We start from the raw sequence: 19,472 nt of genomic DNA, 5'->3' as shown, positions 1-19,472 counted from the left end.
TATGCAGCCATTCGCGAATCAATTCGCGCCCACAAAAGCGTGCGGGCGCTCTTGCCGTAGTAGCGATTTCAATCGCCAATGCAGGCCGCAGGCCTGCCCTGCAACTGGCTCAGAAACCTTCGAGCACGATCTTGCCCTTGGCCTTGCCGCTCTCCAGCAGGGCGTGGGCGTGGCGCAGGTTGGCGGCGTTGATGGCGCCGAAGTGCTCGCCCACCGTGGTTTTCAGCACGCCGGCATCGATCAGCTGGCTGACCCGCTCCAGCAAGCGGTGCTGCTCGAGGATGTCCGGCGTCTGGAACATCGACCGGGTGTACATGAACTCCCAGTGCAGAGACAGGCTCTTGCGCTTGAGCTTGGCCACGTCCAGTGAAGCCGGGTCGTCGATCAGGCCGAGACGGCCCTGGGGCGCCAGGGCGTCCACCAGCTGGTCCAGGTGCTGGTCGGTCTGGGTCAGGCTGGCGACGTGGGTGACCTGCGGCAGGCCGACGCGGCGCAGTTCCTCGGCCAGCGGCTTGCTGTGGTCCAGCACATGGTGGGCGCCCAGTTCGCGGACCCAGGCCTGGGTTTCCGGGCGCGAGGCAGTGCCGATCACCCTCAGGCCGGTGAGCTGGCGGGCGAGTTGCACGAGGATCGAGCCCACGCCACCGGCAGCGCCCACCACCAGCAGGCTCTGGCCCTGGTCGGCCTTGCCTTCGGCGATCTGCAGGCGATCGAACAACAGCTCCCAGGCGGTGATTGAGGTCAGCGGCAGGGCGGCGGCCTGGGCGAAGTCCAGGCTTTTGGGCATGTGGCCGACGATGCGCTCGTCGACCCGATGGCGCTCGGCATTGCCGCCCGGACGGGTCAGATCTCCGGCGTAGAACACCCGGTCGCCCGGCTGGAACAGGGTCACTTGGCTGCCCACCGCCTTCACCACGCCCGCCACATCCCAGCCCAGCACCTTGGGCTGGCCGGCTTCCGGCGCGACGTTGCGACGGATCTTGGTATCCACCGGATTTACCGAAATGGCGCGGACTTCCACGAGCAGGTCGCGGGGGCCCGGTTGCGGCTCGGGCAGCACGATGTCTTGCAGGGACTCGGGGTTATCTATGGGCAGGTTGTGGAAGTAGGCGACGGCTTTCATCGGGATTCTCCGCGTGAGGGCTGGATGGGCCCCATGTTCGGTTATTCCGCAAACAAGAAAAATCGGCTAGAAAACGACAGTCTTTCAATAAGGATTTGAAAATGCTGCGCCTCGACGATCTCGCCCTGTTCGTCAGCACCGCTGACCACGGTAGCCTCTCGGCCGCCGCCCGCAAGCTGGATGTTTCGCCTGCCGTGGCCAGCGCAGCGCTCAAACGCCTGGAGCAGCAGCTGGAGGTGCGCCTGTTCGCCCGGTCCACCCGCAGCCTGCGCCTGACGCCCGAGGGCGAGCAATTCCTCGTCCACGCGCGCAACGCCCTGACCAGTCTGGAGGAGGGGCAGCGGCAACTGGCGGGCGGACGCGAAGACATCGCCGGGGTGCTGCAGCTATCGGTGCCCTCGGATTTCGGCCGCAATGTGCTGGTGCCCTGGCTTGATGACTTCCAACGCGAGCACCCGCGCCTGGCCATTCGCCTGCACCTCAGCGACCGGGTCGCCGACCTGTTCCGCCAGTCGGTGGACATCGCCATCCGCTATGGCGAGCCGGAAGACTCCAGCCTGGTGGCGCTGCCCCTGGTGCCCGGCAATCGTCGTGTGCTCTGCGCCGCGCCGGCCTACCTGGAGCGTCATGGTCGTCCGCGCCAACCGGAAGAGCTGAGTGACCACAACTGCCTGCTCTATCAACTGGGAGGACGTGTCCACGACCGCTGGACCTTCAGCGAGGGACGGCGCGAGCAGGTGGTGGCGGTGACCGGCAACCGCGTCTGCGACGATGCCGATGTGGTACGGCGCTGGGCGCTGTCGGGGCTGGGGATCATCTACAAGTCCTGGCTGGACGTGGCCGAAGACGTCCGCGCCGGGCGCCTGGAGCTGGTGCTGCCGCAGTACCTCGGCCAGGCTACGCCGCTGAACCTGATCTGCGCCCATCGCGCCCAACTCAGCAAGCCCGTGCGACTGCTCCGCGAGTTCGTCCAGACGCGCTGTGCCACGCTGCTCGTCGGCGCGCCTTGGAGTTGAGTGTCGGGCGTGGCGAGGTCGGCGTCTGAGCATCGAATTGCTCGTAACCCAGGTTCCGCTATCGTCTGGATAAGCCGTGGCCGCATGGAGGTTCCCGTGGCTGACCCGACCCTGACCTGCCTGATCCCTGCCGGGCCCGTGCCCGGCGCCAGCCGCTGGAGACTCGACTGATGCCGCGCATCCGCGAGCCGGGACCCCTTCTTCCAACGCTGCTGCTGGTGTTCTTCGGCTACCTGCTGCTGGCCATGGGGGCCGTCTGGCTGTCGCGCCAGCCCGGCAGCATCGCCACCCTCTGGTACGCCAATGCCTTCGCCGTGGCGCTGCTGTGGGACCAGCCCCTTCGCCGCTGGCCACCCCTGCTGGTGGCGGCGATGCTGGCCGATCTGCTGGCCAACCTCGCCTTCGGCGATCCCCTGGCCATGGCGGCCAGCTTCGTCCCGCCGAATCTGCTGGAGGTCATCCTCGCGGCCGCCCTGCTGCGGGTCAGCGGCGCCGCATTGCGGATGAACGAAAGTCCGGGCGCCTTCCTCCAGTTCATCTTCTTCGGCGCCCTGTTGCCGCCGTTGGCGGGTGCCAGCCTGGGGGCGAGCATCCTCGCCTGGCAGGGCGTGGGCTCCTTCGAGCGTGGCTGGATGTACTGGGTCGAGGGCGCCATGCTCGGCGCCGTCTCGGTGTTACCCCTGGCCGTTTGGATGCGCCAGCAGGGCTGGAGGGAATTCCTCGGTGAACGCCGCCGGCGCGAGCTGTTGCTCTATGGCGGCGTGGTGGTGCTGGGCACCCCTTTCGCCTTGCTGCTGTTGCCGTTTCCCTTCGTCTACCTGGCCCTGCCGCTGATGATCGCGGCAGTCCGCCTGACCTTCGCCAGCACCGCACTGCTGGTGGCGCTGGCTTCGGTGAGCGGTGGGTTGATCATCGCCCTCGGGCTGCTCGAAACGCCGGCGCTGGATAAGGGCTGGCGCGACCTGCTGATCTACCTGCCGCTGCTGCTGGCATTGCTGCCAGCCCTGATGCTGGCCTCGGCCGTGGAACAACTGCGCAAGCGTCGCCGCGAGCTGGCGGCCAGTGAAACGCGCTTTCGCGATGCCATGGACCACTCCGCCATCGGCATGGCCCTGGTGGGGCTGGATGGCCGCTGGCAACGAGTCAATCACGCACTCTGCGAGATGCTCGGCTACGAAGAAACAGAACTTTCCGCCCTGAACTTCCAGGACGTCACTCACCCGGACGATCTCGCCGGCGATCTCGAACTGGTGCGGGAAGTCATCGCTGGCCGCCGCCACAGCTACCGCCTGGAGAAGCGCTACCTGCACAAGAGCGGGCGGGAGATCTGGGGCCTGCTGGCCGTATCGCTGGTGCGCGACCACGACGGGGAGCCGCTGTATTTCATCTCGCAGATCGAAGACATCGATCGCCGCAAGCGTGCCGAGGAGCGTGAAGCGGTGCTGGCGCGGCGCTACTCGGTGGCCACCGAGGCCAGTGGCGTTGGCGTCTGGGAATGGGACCTGGCCAGCGACCGCCTGCTCTGGGATGAAGGCATGTACCGCCTCTATGGCCGCGCGGCGGGTGGCGAACTCTCCTACGCGGACTGGCGTGCCCACCTGCATCCGGATGACGCCGCCCGTGCCGAGCGCGAAGTGCTGGCCGCACGGGAAGGCAGCCGGCGCCTGGACATCGAGTTCCGAATCCGCCGTGGCGACGGCGCCCAGCGCGTGCTCAAGGGCCACGCCCGACTGGTCTGCGATGCCCAGGGCCGGCCGCTGCGCTTGGTCGGCACCAATTGGGACGTCAGTGAATTGCGCCAGCTCGCCGAGCGCTTGCGCGACGAGCGCGAACGCTTGCAGGTGACCCTCGATGCCATCGGCGACGGCGTCATCACCACCGACCTGGAAGGCCGGGTCAGCTTCCTCAACCCGGTGGCCGAGCGTCTCAGTGGCTGGCGCAGCGACGAGGCCCAGGGACTGCCCATCGAACAGGTGCTGCTGCTGGAAGGCGAAGACGGCCGCCTGGTGCCCAACCCGGTGCGCGACTGCCTGGAACAGGGCAGCGCCGCCAGCCTCCAGGGGCTGGCTTCGCTGCGCCATCCGGCCGGTGGCGCCATCGCGCTGCGTGGCCAGGCCGCGCCCATGCGCGCCGGTGACGGCACCCTGCTGGGCAGCGTGCTGGTGCTCACCGACGTCAGCGAAGCCCGGGCCATGCAGAAGCACCTGCGCTATGCCGCCACCCACGACGCCCTGACCGGGCTGCTGAACCGTTCGGCCTTCGAGGACGCCCTGGCCGAAAGCTGTCGCGACGTGCTCCAGAACGACGGCAACAGCGTGCTCTGCTTCATCGACCTGGACCGCTTCAAGCAAGTCAACGACAGTGCAGGCCACGCCGCCGGGGACGAACTGCTGCGCCAGCTCGCCAGGCTTATGCAGGCCCAGGTACGGGCCGGCGATCAGTTGGCGCGGCTGGGCGGCGACGAGTTCGCGCTGATCCTGCGCAGTTGCCCGCTGCCCCAGGCAGAACTGCTGGCGGCGCGGCTCATCGCGCAGATCCAGGGCCTGGTACTGACCTGGGAAGGGCAGGAATTCCGCGTCGGCGCCAGCGTCGGCATCGCCTGCATCCACAGCGCCAACGCGCAACCTGCAGAGCTCCTGAAACAGGCTGATACAGCTTGCTACCGGGCCAAACACGCAGGTCGTGGACAATTCGCTGTCGAACACCGCTGAGATCGGCGGACCGATATATGACAGCCGCCAAGGCCTGGCCTAATCTCCTTCGTCTTGGCAGTGAATGAGAAACCCTTGCATTGCCTTTCGCCTTACAACGCAAAAATCGAGGTCAATACCATGCGTAAGCTCCTGCTCGTTTCCCTGGCCCTTGTCAGCCCGCTGACCTTTGCCAAGACCGAATGCACCAGCGCCGACAAGGCAACCTGGCAAGACCAGACCAAGTTCCAGGACGATCTCAAGGCCCAGGGCTACGACATCAAGAAGTTCAAGGTCACCGCCGGCAACTGCTACGAGATCTACGGCTGGGACAAGGACAAGCGCAAGGTCGAGATCTACTTCAACCCGGTCGACGGCAAGGTGGTCAAGCAGGAGATCGAGGACTAAACCGTGAGCGCCGAGACCGTTCGCCTCTGGGACCCGGTGGTGCGGATCGGCCACTGGTCCCTGGTGGCCGCCTTCATCGGCGACTACTTCCTCAATGAGGCGGGTGACGGCTGGCACCGCTGGCTCGGCTATTACGCCGTGGCGGTGGTGCTGGTGCGCCTGGCCTGGGGCTTCGTCGGCCCCCAGCCGGCGCGCTGGGCGGACTTCTGGCCGCATCCGGCGCGCCTGGTGGCCCACGCCAAGGCGCTGCTCACAGGTGGTCACATGCACCGCCTGGGCCACTCGCCCCTGGGCGGGCTGGTGATGATCCTCATGCTGGTGCTGATGGTGGGCCTGGGCGTCACCGGCTTTCTGATGGAAGAAGTCGACTACTTCTGGGGCGAGGACCTGCCCCGGGATATCCATGTCTTCATGGCCGACAGCCTGTTCTGGCTGGCTTGCCTGCACGTTGGTGCCGCGCTGGTGGAAAGCGTGCGCACGCGCGAGAACCTGCCCTGGTCGATGGTGACGGGGCGACGCAAGACGCTTCACGACTAAGGGCCGCATCGCGGCCTTTTTCGTATGCACTGTCTTTTTCGCCACTTGTGCATGCGCCCGGACGATCCGTCTTTTCCTGACGCACGGGTCAAGTTAGAATGCGCGCCGTCGTCGGCCAGGGGGCCGCGGCATGGGTTCCCTCACCCCATCGGCAAAAAGGATGCAAATCACCATGCCTGCAATTTCTCCCACGGTCTGGCGCCCGGCACTGGCCGGCCTGATCGCCTTTCACATCCTGATCGTCATCGCCAGCAATTACCTGGTGCAACTGCCGATCACCCTGTTCGGCTGGCACACCACCTGGGGCGCGTTCAGCTTTCCCTTCATCTTCCTGGCCACCGACCTGACCGTTCGACTGATGGGCAAGCAGGCTGCGCGCCGGGTCATCGCGCGGGTCATGGTCCCGGCATTGCTGGCGTCCTATGTGGTCTCGGTGCTGTTCCAGGAAGCGAGCTTCCAGGGTTTTGCTGCACTCGGCGAATTCAACCTCTTCGTCGCCCGCATCTCCCTGGCCAGCTTCCTCGCCTACGTGCTGGGCCAGGTGCTGGATATCCAGGTCTTCGACCGCCTGCGGCAAATGCGCCAGTGGTGGATCGCGCCGGTAGCCTCGACCATCGCCGGCAACCTGCTGGACACCTTCGCCTTCTTCTCCGTGGCCTTCTGGCGCAGCGACAATCCCTTCATGGCGGCGAACTGGGTGGAAATCGCCACCGTGGACTACGGCGTAAAGCTGGCCATCAGCCTGGTGCTCTTCGTGCCGCTTTACGGCGTGCTGCTCGGCGGCGTCCTGCGGTTGCTGACACCGCGCCCGGCACCTTCGCTGTAGGAAACGCCGAAGCCGATCCGCCAGGGTGCGCCGTGCGCACCAGCGGATTGACAGGGTGCTGAATCGATCCCGGAGTCGGTGCGCACAACGCTCCCTGCGAATTCAGTCCGCAGCGGATGCCGCCTTATTTGATCAGCCGCGCATCCAGACTGTTCTGCGCCAGGCGTTTGGCCTGGTCCTCGGTCATGCCCAGGTGCTCGTGCAGGGCGGCGAAGTTCTCCGTGACGTAGCCGCCAAAGTACGCCGGGTCGTCGGAGTTCACCGTTACCTTCACGCCGCGCTCCAGCATGTCGAGGATGTTGTGCTGGCGCATGTGGTCGAACACGCAGAGCTTGATGTTGGACAGCGGGCAGACGGTGAGGGGAATCTGCTCGTCGATGATGCGTTGCATCAGCCGCTCGTCCTCGATGGCGCGCACGCCGTGGTCGATACGCTCGATCTTGAGCAGGTCCAGGGCTTCCCAGATGTATTCCGGCGGCCCTTCTTCGCCGGCGTGGGCGACGGTGAGAAAGCCCTCGGCACGGGCGCGGTCGAACACGCGTTGGAACTTGCTCGGCGGATGGCCCTTTTCCGAGCTGTCCAGGCCGACGGCAATGAACGCGTCGCGGAAGGGCAGGGCCTGGTCGAGGGTCTTCTGTGCTTCCTCTTCGGACAGGTGACGCAGGAAGCTGAGGATCAGCCCGGAACTGATGCCCAGTTGTTCGCGGCCATCTTCCAGGGCCTGGCGGATGCCGGACAGCACCACGTCGAAGGGAATGCCGCGATCGGTGTGGGTCTGCGGGTCGAAGAATGGCTCGGTGTGGATCACGTTCTGCGCCTTGCAGCGTTGCAGGTAGGCCCAGGTGAGGTCGTAGAAGTCCTGCTCGGTGCGCAGCACATCGGCGCCGGCGTAGTAGAGATCGAGGAACTCCTGCAGGTTGTTGAAGGCGTAAGCTTTGCGCAGGGTTTCCACGTCGGCCCAGGGCAGCGCCACCTTGTTGCGTTCGGCCAGGGCGAACAGCAGTTCGGGTTCCAGCGAACCCTCCAGGTGCAGGTGCAGTTCAGCCTTGGGCAGGGCATTCAGCCATTCGTACATGGTGGGTTCTCTTCATCAGGCGGGAATGGCGGAAAGTTTACCTGTTGTTCGGGCGGATTCATTCGCCAGGGGCAAGCGCACTTCGTCTGGCTGGTTCTGTTCGTTTTTTGATCAATGCTCCGCAAGGCTCGCCAGCCTTGGGCTGCGGCGGATATTCCCAAGCTTATCCACAACCTTTTCCCCGTTGAGCGTGGACAAGGGCGGACCTGCCGAGCGCTTGCTGCGCTGCATTGGTGCGCGGAGGAATGCACCAAATATCAAGTGCTTAAGTTTGGGGCAGGAAACAGGCCGGGTACTGGGCAAAATGCGAGCAGTTCTCGCAAAGCCGCGCCGCTGCGGCGTTCCAGGCAAAAGCCCACGAGTTATCCACAGCAGGCTCCACAGAAAATGTGGGTGGTATTCGAGGGGTCAGAGCCGCTTGACTTCCAGCCGGCCCCGGCTGATATCTCGCAGGACCTGCTCGAACCCGGCAATGCGGCCCTCGGGCAGGGCCATGATCAGCTCGGCGCCTTCGGCATCGAAGCGTTCACTTTCTACCAGCGCTTCGAAGTCGGCGAGGCGAGCCTTCAATAACGGCAGTTCGGCAAAACCGGGATGGCACCTGATGCGGCTGCGCGCCACCAGCTCCACGCGCTCGCCACCTTGCAGGCATTTCGCGGCGCTGCCGCCGTAGGCGCGGGCGAGGCCGCCGGTGCCGAGCTGGATACCGCCGTAGTAACGGATCACCAGCACCGCCACCTGGTCGCAGTCCTGGCCTTCGATAGCGGCGAGGATCGGGCGTCCGGCGGTGCCGCCGGGTTCGCCGTCGTCACTGAAACGGTACAGGTTGCCCAGCTTCCAGGCCCAGCAGTTGTGCGAGGCGCCAGGCTCTGACAGGCGCGCGATGAACGCCTGCGCTTCCTCGACGCTGGCCACCTGCGCGGCATGGGCGATGAAGCGGCTCTTCTTGATCTCCTCGCGGTACTCGGCGGGAGCGGACAGGGTGAACGGCATCAGGCAGTCGCGGGCGGAGTCAGGCCGCAACCCTTGAGGATGATCTGGATGAGGTTCTGCGTGGCCGCTTCGAAGTCGTCCCTGGTCAGGCGCTTGCGGCCAGTGACGCGGCAGATCTGGGTGTTGAAGTCGGCGTAGTGCTGGGTGCTGCCCCAGAGCAGGAAGATCAGGTTCACCGGGTCCACCGGGTCCATCTTGCCGGCGGCGATCCAGGCTTCGAATACCCCGGCGCGCCCCTTGAACCAGGTGCGGTAGTCCTGATCGAAGTGGGCTTCCAGGCAGCTGCCGCCACTGATGATTTCCATGGCGAAGATCTTCGAAGCCAGCGGGTGGCGACGGGAGAACTCCATCTTGGCGCGGATGTAGCGGGCCAGCGCCTCGGCCGGGTCGTCTTCGGCGGTGAGGGTGTTGAAGGTGCTGTCCCAGAGTTCCAGGTGGTTGCTCAGTACGGCGATGTACAGGCCCAGCTTGTTGCTGAAGTAGTAGTGCAGGTTGGCCTTGGGCAGCCCGGCGCGCAGGGCGATGGTGTTCATGCTGGTGCCCTTGAAGCCGTGGCGGGCGAACTCCTCCTCCGCGGCGGCGAGGATCAGCTCTTCGTTCTTCTGACGAATGCGGCCGGCGGGCTTGGCGGGAGGATTCGGGCTGTGGGCGGGCACCAGTGAAGTCATAGGCTTCCTTATTCAAGAGGGGGTTGGCGACAGCACTGATAACCCAGGATGACCGCGCCTACAAGCAAAACTGGAGCACTGGTCAGGTTATTCGCGGAATTGTCCGGGCTGCACCGGAATGGGGCTTGAGCGGCTGCCGGGAGGCTCTCGTCGTGGGAGCGAATTCATTCGCGAATGAATCCGCACGGCTGGATGTCAGCTCGTCGCTGCCAGCGCCTCCAGGAAGCTCTCCAGCACCAGGTGCGGCCGGCGGCCCTTGCGGGTCACCGAAGACAGCGACAGGTCGTAGAAGCGCGTCGCCGGTTTCAGCGCCCGCAGCCGCCCTTGTTGTACCCAGAAGCTCGCGTAGTGGTCCGGCAGGTAGCCGATGTAGCGGCCGGTGAGGATGAGGAAGGCCATGCCCTCGCGGTCCGAGGCGCTGGCCGTGCTGTTGAGCACCTGGTAGTGCGCCTGGATATCCGCCGGCAGGCGGAAGGTGGGGGCGATGGCGTCCTGCTGGTTCAGGCGGTCGTCGCGAAGTTGCGCATCGTCCACATAGAACAGTGGATGGCCCACGGCGCAGTAGAGCAGCGAGCGCTCGCTGTACAGGGGCTGGTATTCCAGACCGGAGAGGGCGGCGGTCTGCGGCACCACGCCGACGTGCAGGCGGCCGTCGAGCACCCCCTGTTCCACCTCGCTGGGCGGCGTCATGCGGATGTTGATCTGCACGTCCGGTCCGCGCTCCTTCAGGCGCGACAGCGCATGGGTGATGCGCATGTGCGGCAATGTCACCAGGTTGTCGGTGAGGCCGATGTTCAGCTCGCCGCGCAGGTGCTGGTGCAGGCCGTTGACCTCCGTCCGGAAGGTTTCCAGCGACGCCAGCAGCTGCAAGGACGACTGGTACACCTCGCGGCCTTCCTCGGTCAGGGCGAAACCGGCACGTCCGCGCTGGCACAGACGCAGGCCGAGGCGTTGTTCCAGATCGCTCATCTGTTGGCTGATGGCCGAACGACCGATGCCCAGCACGCTCTCGGCAGCGGAGAATCCACCGCATTCCACCACGCTGCGAAAGATGCGCAACAGGCGGATATCGAAATCGCTCACCTGCGCCAGTGGCTCGGAACGGCGGCTACTCATGGTTTAGCAACCTCTAACCTAAAGATTTGAAAAGTTGGATTTTCGTGACTTTATGCCCGTGGCAATGTCGGCAGCAAGTAGCGCGTCGTTCCTCAGAACAAGACACTTTCGAGGCCATACATGAACATGCCGCAGACCGCCCAGCTTCCTCTCGCCAGCCAACTCAAGCTGGACGCTCACTGGATGCCGTTTTCCGCCAACCGCAACTTCCAGCGCGACCCGCGTCTTATCGTCGCCGCCGAAGGTAGCTGGCTGATCGACGATCAGGGCCGTCGCGTGTACGACAGCCTCTCCGGTCTGTGGACCTGCGGCGCCGGTCACTCGCGCAAGGAAATCCAGGAAGCCGTGGCCAGGCAGCTCGGCACCCTCGACTACTCTCCTGGCTTCCAGTACGGCCACCCGCTGTCCTTCCAGCTGGCCGAGAAGATCGCCAACCTGACTCCCGGCGAACTGAACCACGTGTTCTTCACCGGTTCCGGCTCCGAGTGCGCCGACACCTCCATCAAGATGGCCCGCGCCTACTGGCGCCTGAAAGGCCAGCCGCAGAAGACCAAGCTGATCGGCCGCGCCCGTGGCTACCACGGCGTGAACGTCGCCGGCACCGCGCTGGGCGGTATCGGCGGTAACCGCAAGATGTTCGGCCAGCTGATGGACGTCGACCACCTGCCGCACACCCTGCAGCCGGGCCTGGCCTTCACCCGGGGCGCGGCCGAAACCGGCGGCGTGGAACTGGCCAACGAATTGCTGAAACTGATTGAACTGCACGACGCGTCCAACATCGCCGCCGTGATCGTCGAGCCGATGTCCGGCTCCGCTGGCGTGATCGTGCCGCCGGTGGGCTACCTGCAGCGTCTGCGCGAAATCTGCGACCAGCACAACATCCTGCTGATCTTCGACGAAGTGATCACTGCCTTCGGCCGCATGGGCAAGATGACCGGCGCTGAATACTTCGGCGTGACCCCGGACCTGATGAACGTGGCCAAGCAAGTCACCAACGGTGCCATCCCCATGGGCGCGGTGATCGCCAGCCGCGAGATCTACCAGACCTTCATGAACCAGGCGACGCCCGAGTACGCCGTCGAGTTCACCCACGGCTACACCTACTCCGCGCACCCGGTCGCCTGCGCCGCTGGCCTCGCTGCCCTGGACCTGCTGGAGAAGGAAAACCTGGTGCAGCAATCCGCCGAACTGGCCCCGCACTTCGAGAAGGCCATCCACGGCCTGAAGGGCGCCAAGCACGTCATCGACATCCGCAACTGCGGCCTGGCCGGTGCCCTGCAGATCGCCCCGCGTGACGGCGACGCCATCGTCCGTCCGTTCGAGGCCGGCATGGCCCTGTGGAAGGCCGGCTTCTACGTGCGCTTCGGTGGCGACACCCTGCAGTTCGGCCCGACCTTCAACGCCAAGCCGGAAGAGCTCGACCGCCTGTTCGATGCCGTCGGCCAGGCCCTGCAGGGCGTGAATTGATGAGCCAGCGCCCGCAGGCCGTGCCCACCGTGCAGGTGGATAACGACGAGGTGATCGTCACCGAGTGGCGCTTCGCCCCCGGTGCCGAAACCGGTCGCCACTGCCACGGCTACGACTACGTGGTGGTGCCGATGACCAACGGCACCCTGCTGCTGGAAACCCCGGAGGGCGACAAGCACGCCCCCCTGGTGGCCGGCCAGAGCTACTTCCGCAAGGCAGGCGTCGAACACAACGTGATCAACGCCAGCGACCACGAAGTGGTCTTCGTGGAAACCGAATTGAAATAGCGCACGGACAGCCCCCTCTCCCTCTGGGAGAGGGCTGGGGCGAGGGAAATTCCCCACTCCGAGCTTCCGGCGCCGCAAAGACAAAAGCCCTACAAGAGACCCCACCCATGAGCCTCATCCCGCACCTGATCAACGGCGAACGCATCGACGACCAAGGCCGCACCGCGGACGTGTTCAACCCGTCCACCGGCGAAGCCCACCGCAAGGTCGGCCTGGCCAGCCGCGCCACCATCCAGCAGGCCATCGATGCCGCCAAGGCGGCCTTCCCGGCCTGGCGCAACACCCCGCCGGCCAAGCGTGCCCAGGTGCTGTTCCGCTTCAAGCAACTGCTGGAAGCCAACGAAGCGGTGATCTCCAGACTGATCGCCGAAGAACACGGCAAGACCCTGGAAGACGCCGCCGGTGAGCTCAAGCGCGGTATCGAGAACGTCGAGTACGCCTGCGCCGCCCCGGAAATCCTCAAGGGCGAATACACCCGCAACGTCGGCCCGAACATCGACGCCTGGAGCGACTTCCAGCCGCTGGGCGTGGTCGCCGGCATCACCCCGTTCAACTTCCCGGCCATGGTGCCGCTGTGGATGTACCCGCTGGCCATCGCCTGCGGCAACACCTTCATCTTGAAGCCCTCCGAGCGTGACCCCAGCTCCACCCTGCTGATCGCCGAGCTGTTCCACCAGGCCGGCCTGCCCAAGGGCGTGCTGAACGTGGTCAACGGCGACAAGGAAGCCGTGGACGCGCTGATCGAGGCCCCCGAAGTGAAGGCGCTGAGCTTCGTTGGCTCGACCCCGATCGCCGAGTACATCTATGCCGAAGGCACCAAGCGCGGCAAGCGTGTGCAGGCCCTGGGCGGGGCCAAGAACCACGCCGTGCTGATGCCTGACGCTGACCTCGACAACGCCGTCAGCGCACTGATGGGCGCCGCCTACGGCTCCTGTGGCGAGCGCTGCATGGCCATCTCCGTGGCCGTGTGCGTGGGCGACCAGATCGCCGATGCCCTGGTGGACAAGATCGTTCCGCAGATCAAGGGCCTGAAGATCGGCGCCGGCACCAACTGCGGCCTGGACATGGGGCCTCTGGTCACCGCCGCTGCCCGCGACAAGGTGGTCGGCTACATCGACGACGGCGTGGCCGCTGGCGCCAAGCTGGTGGTGGATGGCCGCGGCTACCGCGTGGCCGGCCATGAAGACGGTTACTTCGTTGGCGGCACCCTGTTCGACAACGTCAAAGCCGACATGCGCATCTACCAGGAAGAAATCTTCGGCCCGGTGCTCTGCATCGTCCGCGTCGGCAGCCTGGAAGAGGCCATGCAGCTGATCAACGACCACGAATACGGCAACGGCACCTGCATCTTCACCCGCGACGGTGAAGCCGCCCGCCTGTTCTGCGACGAGATCGAAGTGGGGATGGTCGGCGTCAACGTGCCGCTGCCGGTGCCGGTGGCCTACCACAGCTTCGGCGGCTGGAAGCGCTCGCTGTTCGGCGACCTGCACGCCTACGGCCCGGACGGCGTGCGCTTCTACACCCGCCGCAAGGCCATCACCCAGCGCTGGCCGCAGCGCGCCAGCCACGAGGCCGCGCAGTTCGCGTTCCCCAGCAACGGCTGAGTGATGTGTTGAATGAAAAGGCCCGGCTAATGCCGGGCTTTTTCATTTGATGGGTTTCGCAGTACGAAGCACCGCCTCGTAGGATGGGGTGAGCTCCGCGATACCCATCACGCCAGTCCAACCGCGCGCGATTACCGATTCAACCGTCGCGCATCGAACGCATCGCGAGCCTGGAAGGCGGTGTAGGTCATCTGCGCGGCCAGCAGTCCGGCGAGGCCGAAGGTGCGGGTCAGGCCGAATCGGTTGAATCCGGCGGGAATCGGCGCGGCGTTGGCGATGGCATCGGCCAGCACCTCGCCCGCCACTGTGGTCGGCGCCATGCCGTGGCCCCCGAAGCCCACCGCGTGCCAGATGCCGTCGGCGTCCTGGCCGATCTGCGCCATCTGATGGCGGCCATAACTCATCAGACCGCCCCAGGAGTACTCGATTTCAGCCTCTTCCAGCTGTGGATAGACCGATACGAGGTCGGCCTTCAACAGCCTGGCGATGGCGTCAGGGTTGCGGTCGAGGATGGAGATGCGGCCGCCCCAGAGAATCCGGCTGTCCTGCAGCGGTCGGTAGTAGTCGAAGGCGAAGCGGGTGTCGTAGACCGCCGACTCGCAATCGATGGCTTCAGCAAGACGCGCGCCCAGCGGCTCGGTGGCGACCACGTAGGTGGCGATGGGCAGCACCGCGCGCTCGACGGGGCGATGGAGGCCGCGTGCATAGCCGCCGCCGGAGAACACCACATGCTCGGCGTGCACCTCGCCGCCCGCCGTTCTGACCACGAACTTGCCGGCGCGCTTCTCGATGGCCAGGGCGGGGGATCGTTCGTGGAGGCGGACACCCAGGCCGGCCAGCGTCCGGGCGATGCCACAGACGTACTTGAGCGGATGGAAGTGGAAGGCGTTGCGTTCCAGCAGGCCGCCGAAGTAGCGCCCGGTCCGGAGCTTTTCCTTCAGCTCACCGGGCGGGATGTATTCCCAGTTCACCCCGTAGGCCTGCTTCATCAGCTGGCGCGGGGTTTCCAGGCGTGCGGGGTCGTTGAACCAGTTGGCGAGGATCACGCCCTTGTCCACCAGGTCGCAGTCGATGCCGTAGTGGCGGCTGCGGTGGCGGATCAGTTCGACCGCATCGAGGGTGAGTTGATACAGGCGACGCGCCTCCTCGGCGCCCAGGGTGGCCAGCAGATCGGCGTTGCCCAGGCTGTAGCCGCCGAAGACGAAGCCGCCATTGCGTCCCGAGGCGCCGTGGCCGACGTCATGGGATTCCAGCACCACCACGTCGGTGACGCCGCGCTCGGCCAGCCCCAGGGCGGTGGACAGCCCAGCCAGCCCACCACCGAGGATGCATACCCTGGCGTCGGTGCGGCCCGAATGGGCAGGGTAGGCGGTCCGATCGACCGTGGCTTCGTAGTAGGTCTTGGGGAATTGGGGGCTCATCAGTCGTTCCTGCGCTGGCGTCCTGCTGCTCGTTGAACGACTGTTTAGCTTGGTGGGGCGATGGAGGACAACCGAAAAATCCTCCGCATGTCAGTCCAGGACGGAATGACAGCGGGAGAGGAGGCAAGGCGCTGCCCGGCCCACAAAAAAGCCCGGCACAGGCCGGGCTTTTTCGGGGTGGATTCGCGACTCAGACCTTGCGCACGAATTCCGACTTCAGCTTCATCGCGCCGATGCCATCGATCTTGCAATCGATGTCGTGGTCGCCGTCCACCAGGCGGATGTTCTTCACCTTGGTGCCGACCTTCACCACCAGGGACGAGCCCTTGACCTTGAGGTCCTTGATCACGGTGACGGTGTCGCCGTCCTGCAGGACGTTGCCGACGGAGTCCTTGATCACCTTGTCATCACCGGCGGTCTCGGCGCTGGCGTCAGCGGACCACTCGTGGGCGCACTCGGGGCAGATCAGCATCGCGCCGTCTTCGTAGGTGTATTCGGAGTTGCATTTGGGGCAGGGCGGCAGGGTGCTCATGGGGACCTCGACTTCGGTGTCACGAAAAACCACGAATTATATAGGGTTTTGCCACTGCCTTGCCCGTTTCTGCGATTTCGTATGTCAGATGTATCGGATGCTTTTCCGACTTGACCCTATCCAGATCTTCTCGGGAAAAACGGCTGCTAGTCTCCCTGCTCGGAGAAATCGAGGGTCGTGCCCGCAACGAGGGTGCAATGCTGCGGGCCCATGAACGTGACTATGAGTGGTTGGGTTATGAGTAAGGCAACGCCCTATGCGCTGGCTCTTTCGGCACGGGCCAGGGCGTCGATCAAGCATCAGCGACCGCGCTGCATCTGGCTGACCGGCCTGTCCGGCTCGGGCAAGTCCACCTTGGCCAATGCGCTGGAAGTGGAACTCAACGCCCGTGGCCTGCACACCTATGTGCTGGATGGCGACAACCTGCGCGGCGGCCTGTGCCGGGATCTCGGCATGTCGGCAGAGGATCGCCGCGAGAACGTCCGGCGCATCGCCGAGGTGGCGCGGCTGATGGTGGATGCGGGGCTGGTGGTGATCGTCTCCGCCATCTCGCCGTTTCGCGCCGATCGCGAGGCGGCGCGGCAGATGTTCGCGCCGGGGGAGTTCTCCACTGTCTACGTCAGCACCTCGTTCGACGCTTGCGCCCGCCGCGACCCCAAAGGGCTGTACCAGGCGGCGCTGGAAGGGCGCATTCGTAACTTCACCGGCCTGGACAGCCCCTACGAGCCGCCACTCGATGCGGACTGGGAAGTGGACACCGAGGCGACCGCGCTGCCACTGGCGATCCACGAACTGCTCGGGTTCATCCTGAGCAACTGAGGCTCAGGGCGTGTCGATGGGCTCGGGGATGCTCAACACGCCGGCATCGGAAAAGCGCCGGGTTCCCCAGAAACCGCCACCCAGTTTGCCGCGCAAGGCATAGGGGACGTTCTGGATCGGGCTTCCGCCGGCAAGGTTCCAGGTCTGGCGCAGCACCGAGAAGGCGGAAATGGTCACGGGCACTTCGATCAGCTTTTCCCCGAAACCCTCTACCGTGCCGTCCTGGCTGCTGACGCCGCTGGCTAGCGGCAGGTCGTTGAGGTCCAGTTCCAGGGCGATGCCGCTGTAATGGATCGCGCTTTCATTGGGGTTCTGCACCCGCAACTTGAGGTTGAAGCGCATTTCCATGCCCTCGCCGTGGATCGGCTCCATGCCCACCAGGTCCACCTGCAAGGGGTCGCGCTGGCCAAAACCGGCGCATCCGGTCAGGAGCAGCAAGGCCAGCAGCAGGGCGACGGGGCTGACTGCGCGCATGGATGGATTCCTGCGTGAAGACTTGCCTTGAGTAAAGAACAGCCCGGCATCGACGTGCCCACATTTTCTGTGGAGCGAGCTGTGGATATCGTCTGGATGGATTGCGCCAGCGCCCGTGCTACAGGGGCTGGTCCGGGTTGCTCGTTTCCTGGGCGAAGGGGGTGCAACCCTGCCGCGTCTGCAGTCCGGTGCGGATACCCACGGATTCTGTGGGGCAAGCTGTGGATAGCTTTGGGGTGAATGGCTGGAGGGCTTGAGTTGCGTGGCTTTCAGTGAGGTGGACGTATTTTGTCCAGGTGCCTGCGGCGGTTTGCGGGGCAGGTTGCGATGCCGGGGAGATTCGCGAATGAATTCGCTCCCACAAGGGGCGGGTAGCGCGTCGCGCAAGAAAGTGTACTGCCCACAAAAACTGTGGGCGTTCCTGTGGATATCTTCGGGATAAGTGCCTGGGTCGCCCATGGGGGCTGGGTTGGGAGCGCTTGCTCGGTTTTTCGGCGTCAGTCGTACTCGGCAGCTTCGTGGTCGCCCAGCAGCCGGCGCTGGCGCGGCGTGCAGGCCGCGAGCACCTGCGGGTTGAAACGGAAGTCCAGGTAGGGCGAGAACTTCTGCGCCACCATGCGCCGTCCGTAGTGCACCTGCAGCAGGTAGCGGCTGCGGTCGTGGGTGCGATTGCGGCTGCCGGCGTGCCAGAGCTCGCTGCGGAACATCAGCACATCGCCCGCCTGGCACAGCACGGGCTCGGCCGCTTTGCCGTGCCAATGGGGTTCTCCGGACCGGGGTTTGCGGCCGGCGCGGTGGCTGCCGGGGATCACCAGGGTAGGGCAGAGGTCGGCGTCGATATCGTCGAGGTACAGGTGCGCGGTGCAGACCTGAATCGGCAGCTTGAATGACGGATCGGCCAGCAGGCTTTCCGGCAGCTCCATCGCCAGGTGATCCAGGTGCAACTCGGCGCCAATGAAGCCCGGATGGCAGCGCCAGGCGGTCTGCCCAATCACATGGCAATCCTCACCCAGTGCCGCTTCGGCCAGGTCGATCACGCCGGGCAGGTCGAGCCAGGGCAGCCATTCCGGCCCCCGGTTGAACACACACTTGAAGTGATCGTCCAGCAGCCCGAGATAGTCCCAGTGGACGGGCTGGAGTTGGTCCATCAGCTGGCGCAGGGTGGCGACGGAGGTGGCGTCGAGCACGCCGGGGAGGAGGGTGAAGCCCTGCTCGTGCAGGGCATCGAGGCGGGCGGCGGTGGACATGGGCATGTCCTCCTGCGCGGCGGGATTTACCTACAAGGGTGGACCACGCTCCACCGGTCCACCACTCGAACCCGGGACTCCATCGTAGGGGGGCGCGGCGCGCACCAGGCCGTTCGGCACGGAACTGCGATGCGCACAGCGCATGCCGTCAGCCTTCCAGCAGGCCGGCCAGGCGCAGTCGCAGCGGCTCGATCTCGTCATCGGTGAGATTCAGCAGGAAGTCGTTCTGCAGCACGCCGACCAACTCGGCGGCATCTTCGATCTTGCGGCTTTCCAGGCGACCGTCGCGGTGGCGCCTGTTGAGGCTGCCATTGGCCAGGGTCAGGCGCCATTCGCCCTCGCTGCGGGCGGTCATCAGCATCTTGCGGAAAACGCTGTCGGGGTGGGTGGCGGTGTACCAGTTGCGCGGGATGCAATCGACCCAGGCGTTCACCTCTGCGCCGAAGCGGTAGCAGGCCGCCCAGCCCGTCTCGGCGCGGAAGTTCTCCAATTGCACTTCGCCCGTGCCGTCGCCCTGGGGGCTCAGCCGATAAGGCAGGTCATCGGGCATCGGCCCGTCGAGGGGGACGGCGCGCCAGGGGGTGGCGGAGCCGAAACCGACATCCGCCAGGTGCGGACCTTCCGGCAGCAGCACGCGCAGCATCAGGTGGGAGAGCATGGTCTGCGGGGCGTCCAGTGGCAGGCCCCAGCGCACCCGGCCACCCAGTAGTTCGACCTCGAAACCGAGGGCGAGCAGCAGGCGCGCGAAGAGGTTGTTCAGCTCGTAGCAGTAACCGCCGCGGCCACGCTCCACCACCTTGGCGAACACAGCATCGGCGTCGATGCGTATGGGGCGGTCGAGCAGGACATCGACGTTCTCGAAAGCCACCCGTTGCTGGTGGGCGGCGATCAGCCGATTCAGGCTGGCGAGGTCGGGACGCTGCGGAGCGGGGGTGTCCAGGTGGCGCAGATAGGCCTCGGTCTGCTGCGGGGTCAGCGCGTACATGCGGAGCGGCTCCATGAGAGTGACGCGTGGATGCTAGCAGATGCTTCCTGTACGGCGACGAACGGTAGCGTGGTGTCTTTGTTAATCAACGGCGCCTGTAAAAAATAAAAAACTGATGGGTCACAAGCTGACGTTAATTTGTCTTTTAAATCAATGTATTGAGTTTATCGCTACGGCATGTTCG

General features: G+C 65.3%; 19 protein-coding genes. 9 read left to right on the top strand and 10 right to left on the bottom strand.

Annotated elements, in window-relative coordinates; genetic code table 11:
* Nucleotides 1–109: 109 nt before the first annotated feature.
* Complete coding sequence (locus FXN65_RS24515) at nt 110–1,123, bottom strand: zinc-binding alcohol dehydrogenase family protein (RefSeq protein WP_151137291.1); 1,014 nt, start codon at nt 1,121–1,123, stop codon at nt 110–112.
* A gap of 101 nt (nt 1,124–1,224) precedes the next feature.
* Between FXN65_RS24515 and FXN65_RS24510 the strand changes: the two genes are divergently transcribed.
* The 5 genes from FXN65_RS24510 to FXN65_RS24490 all read left to right on the top strand — a co-directional run bounded on the left by FXN65_RS24510 (nt 1,225) and on the right by FXN65_RS24490 (nt 6,600).
* A complete protein-coding gene (locus tag FXN65_RS24510; protein WP_151137289.1) occupies nt 1,225–2,139 on the top strand; it encodes a LysR family transcriptional regulator in 915 nt (304 codons plus the stop codon).
* Between the two features lie 170 nt (nt 2,140–2,309).
* Nucleotides 2,310–4,850, top strand: a complete 2,541-nt coding sequence (locus FXN65_RS24505; RefSeq protein ID WP_151137287.1) for a PAS domain S-box protein — start codon at nt 2,310–2,312, stop codon at nt 4,848–4,850.
* A 120-nt stretch (nt 4,851–4,970) separates the two neighbouring features.
* Nucleotides 4,971–5,237, top strand: a complete 267-nt coding sequence (locus tag FXN65_RS24500) for a PepSY domain-containing protein (protein WP_151137285.1) — start codon at nt 4,971–4,973, stop codon at nt 5,235–5,237.
* Between the two features lie 3 nt (nt 5,238–5,240).
* Nucleotides 5,241–5,774: a cytochrome b/b6 domain-containing protein gene (locus FXN65_RS24495; protein ID WP_151137283.1), complete on the top strand. Its 534-nt coding sequence runs from the start codon at nt 5,241–5,243 to the stop codon at nt 5,772–5,774.
* 172 nt (nt 5,775–5,946) lie between these two features.
* Nucleotides 5,947–6,600: a 7-cyano-7-deazaguanine/7-aminomethyl-7-deazaguanine transporter gene (locus tag FXN65_RS24490; RefSeq protein ID WP_151137281.1), complete on the top strand. Its 654-nt coding sequence runs from the start codon at nt 5,947–5,949 to the stop codon at nt 6,598–6,600.
* 124 nt (nt 6,601–6,724) lie between these two features.
* Here FXN65_RS24490 and FXN65_RS24485 read toward each other — a convergent pair whose 3' ends face one another.
* The 4 genes from FXN65_RS24485 to FXN65_RS24470 form a co-directional block, all read right to left on the bottom strand.
* Complete coding sequence (locus FXN65_RS24485; RefSeq protein ID WP_151137279.1) at nt 6,725–7,675, bottom strand: adenosine deaminase; 951 nt, start codon at nt 7,673–7,675, stop codon at nt 6,725–6,727.
* Between the two features lie 408 nt (nt 7,676–8,083).
* On the bottom strand, nt 8,084–8,668 hold the full coding sequence (locus tag FXN65_RS24480) for an IMPACT family protein (protein WP_151137277.1): 585 nt from the start codon (nt 8,666–8,668) through the stop codon (nt 8,084–8,086).
* A complete protein-coding gene (locus FXN65_RS24475) occupies nt 8,668–9,336 on the bottom strand; it encodes a TetR/AcrR family transcriptional regulator (protein ID WP_151137275.1) in 669 nt (222 codons plus the stop codon). The genes FXN65_RS24480 and FXN65_RS24475 overlap by 1 nt, the downstream gene beginning before the upstream one ends.
* 195 nt (nt 9,337–9,531) lie before the next feature.
* Nucleotides 9,532–10,452 (bottom strand): LysR family transcriptional regulator, encoded by a 921-nt coding sequence (locus FXN65_RS24470; protein ID WP_151137273.1) that lies wholly within the window; start codon nt 10,450–10,452, stop codon nt 9,532–9,534.
* A gap of 120 nt (nt 10,453–10,572) precedes the next feature.
* Between FXN65_RS24470 and FXN65_RS24465 the strand changes: the two genes are divergently transcribed.
* The 3 genes from FXN65_RS24465 (at nt 10,573) to FXN65_RS24455 (ending at nt 13,810) form a co-directional block, all read left to right on the top strand.
* Nucleotides 10,573–11,919 (top strand): aspartate aminotransferase family protein, encoded by a 1,347-nt coding sequence (locus FXN65_RS24465; protein WP_151137271.1) that lies wholly within the window; start codon nt 10,573–10,575, stop codon nt 11,917–11,919.
* Complete coding sequence (locus FXN65_RS24460) at nt 11,919–12,206, top strand: cupin domain-containing protein (protein WP_151137269.1); 288 nt, start codon at nt 11,919–11,921, stop codon at nt 12,204–12,206. The genes FXN65_RS24465 and FXN65_RS24460 overlap by 1 nt, the downstream gene beginning before the upstream one ends.
* Before the next feature lie 107 nt (nt 12,207–12,313).
* A complete protein-coding gene (locus FXN65_RS24455; RefSeq protein ID WP_151137267.1) occupies nt 12,314–13,810 on the top strand; it encodes a CoA-acylating methylmalonate-semialdehyde dehydrogenase in 1,497 nt (498 codons plus the stop codon).
* 131 nt (nt 13,811–13,941) lie between these two features.
* Here the strand turns inward: FXN65_RS24455 and FXN65_RS24450 are convergent, their stop codons facing one another.
* Together FXN65_RS24450 and FXN65_RS24445 are read right to left on the bottom strand one after the other, a co-directional pair.
* A complete protein-coding gene (locus FXN65_RS24450; RefSeq protein ID WP_151137265.1) occupies nt 13,942–15,231 on the bottom strand; it encodes an NAD(P)/FAD-dependent oxidoreductase in 1,290 nt (429 codons plus the stop codon).
* A gap of 190 nt (nt 15,232–15,421) precedes the next feature.
* Nucleotides 15,422–15,763: a zinc ribbon domain-containing protein YjdM gene (locus tag FXN65_RS24445; RefSeq protein WP_151137263.1), complete on the bottom strand. Its 342-nt coding sequence runs from the start codon at nt 15,761–15,763 to the stop codon at nt 15,422–15,424.
* 237 nt (nt 15,764–16,000) lie between these two features.
* On the opposite strand from FXN65_RS24445, the gene cysC reads away from it, so the two are divergent.
* Nucleotides 16,001–16,582 carry an adenylyl-sulfate kinase gene (cysC, locus tag FXN65_RS24440; RefSeq protein ID WP_226282751.1) on the top strand — a complete coding sequence of 194 codons (582 nt, stop codon included), beginning with the start codon at nt 16,001–16,003 and terminating at the stop codon, nt 16,580–16,582.
* Nucleotides 16,583–16,585: 3 nt separating this feature from the next.
* On the opposite strand, the gene FXN65_RS24435 is transcribed toward cysC, so the two are convergent.
* The 3 genes from FXN65_RS24435 to FXN65_RS24425 all read right to left on the bottom strand — a co-directional run bounded on the left by FXN65_RS24435 (nt 16,586) and on the right by FXN65_RS24425 (nt 19,288).
* Nucleotides 16,586–17,056: an LEA type 2 family protein gene (locus tag FXN65_RS24435; protein ID WP_151137259.1), complete on the bottom strand. Its 471-nt coding sequence runs from the start codon at nt 17,054–17,056 to the stop codon at nt 16,586–16,588.
* Nucleotides 17,057–17,553: 497 nt separating this feature from the next.
* Entirely contained in the window at nt 17,554–18,303 is a 750-nt protein-coding gene (locus FXN65_RS24430; RefSeq protein WP_394351257.1) for a phytanoyl-CoA dioxygenase family protein, read from the bottom strand.
* A gap of 148 nt (nt 18,304–18,451) precedes the next feature.
* Nucleotides 18,452–19,288 (bottom strand): arylamine N-acetyltransferase family protein, encoded by an 837-nt coding sequence (locus tag FXN65_RS24425; protein WP_151137254.1) that lies wholly within the window; start codon nt 19,286–19,288, stop codon nt 18,452–18,454.
* Nucleotides 19,289–19,472 lie beyond the last annotated feature (184 nt).

It is taken from the genome of Pseudomonas lalkuanensis (genome assembly GCF_008807375.1).
GTDB classification, from domain to species: Bacteria; Pseudomonadota; Gammaproteobacteria; order Pseudomonadales; family Pseudomonadaceae; genus Metapseudomonas; species Metapseudomonas lalkuanensis.
This window is presented reverse-complemented; position numbering and strand designations above follow the sequence as displayed.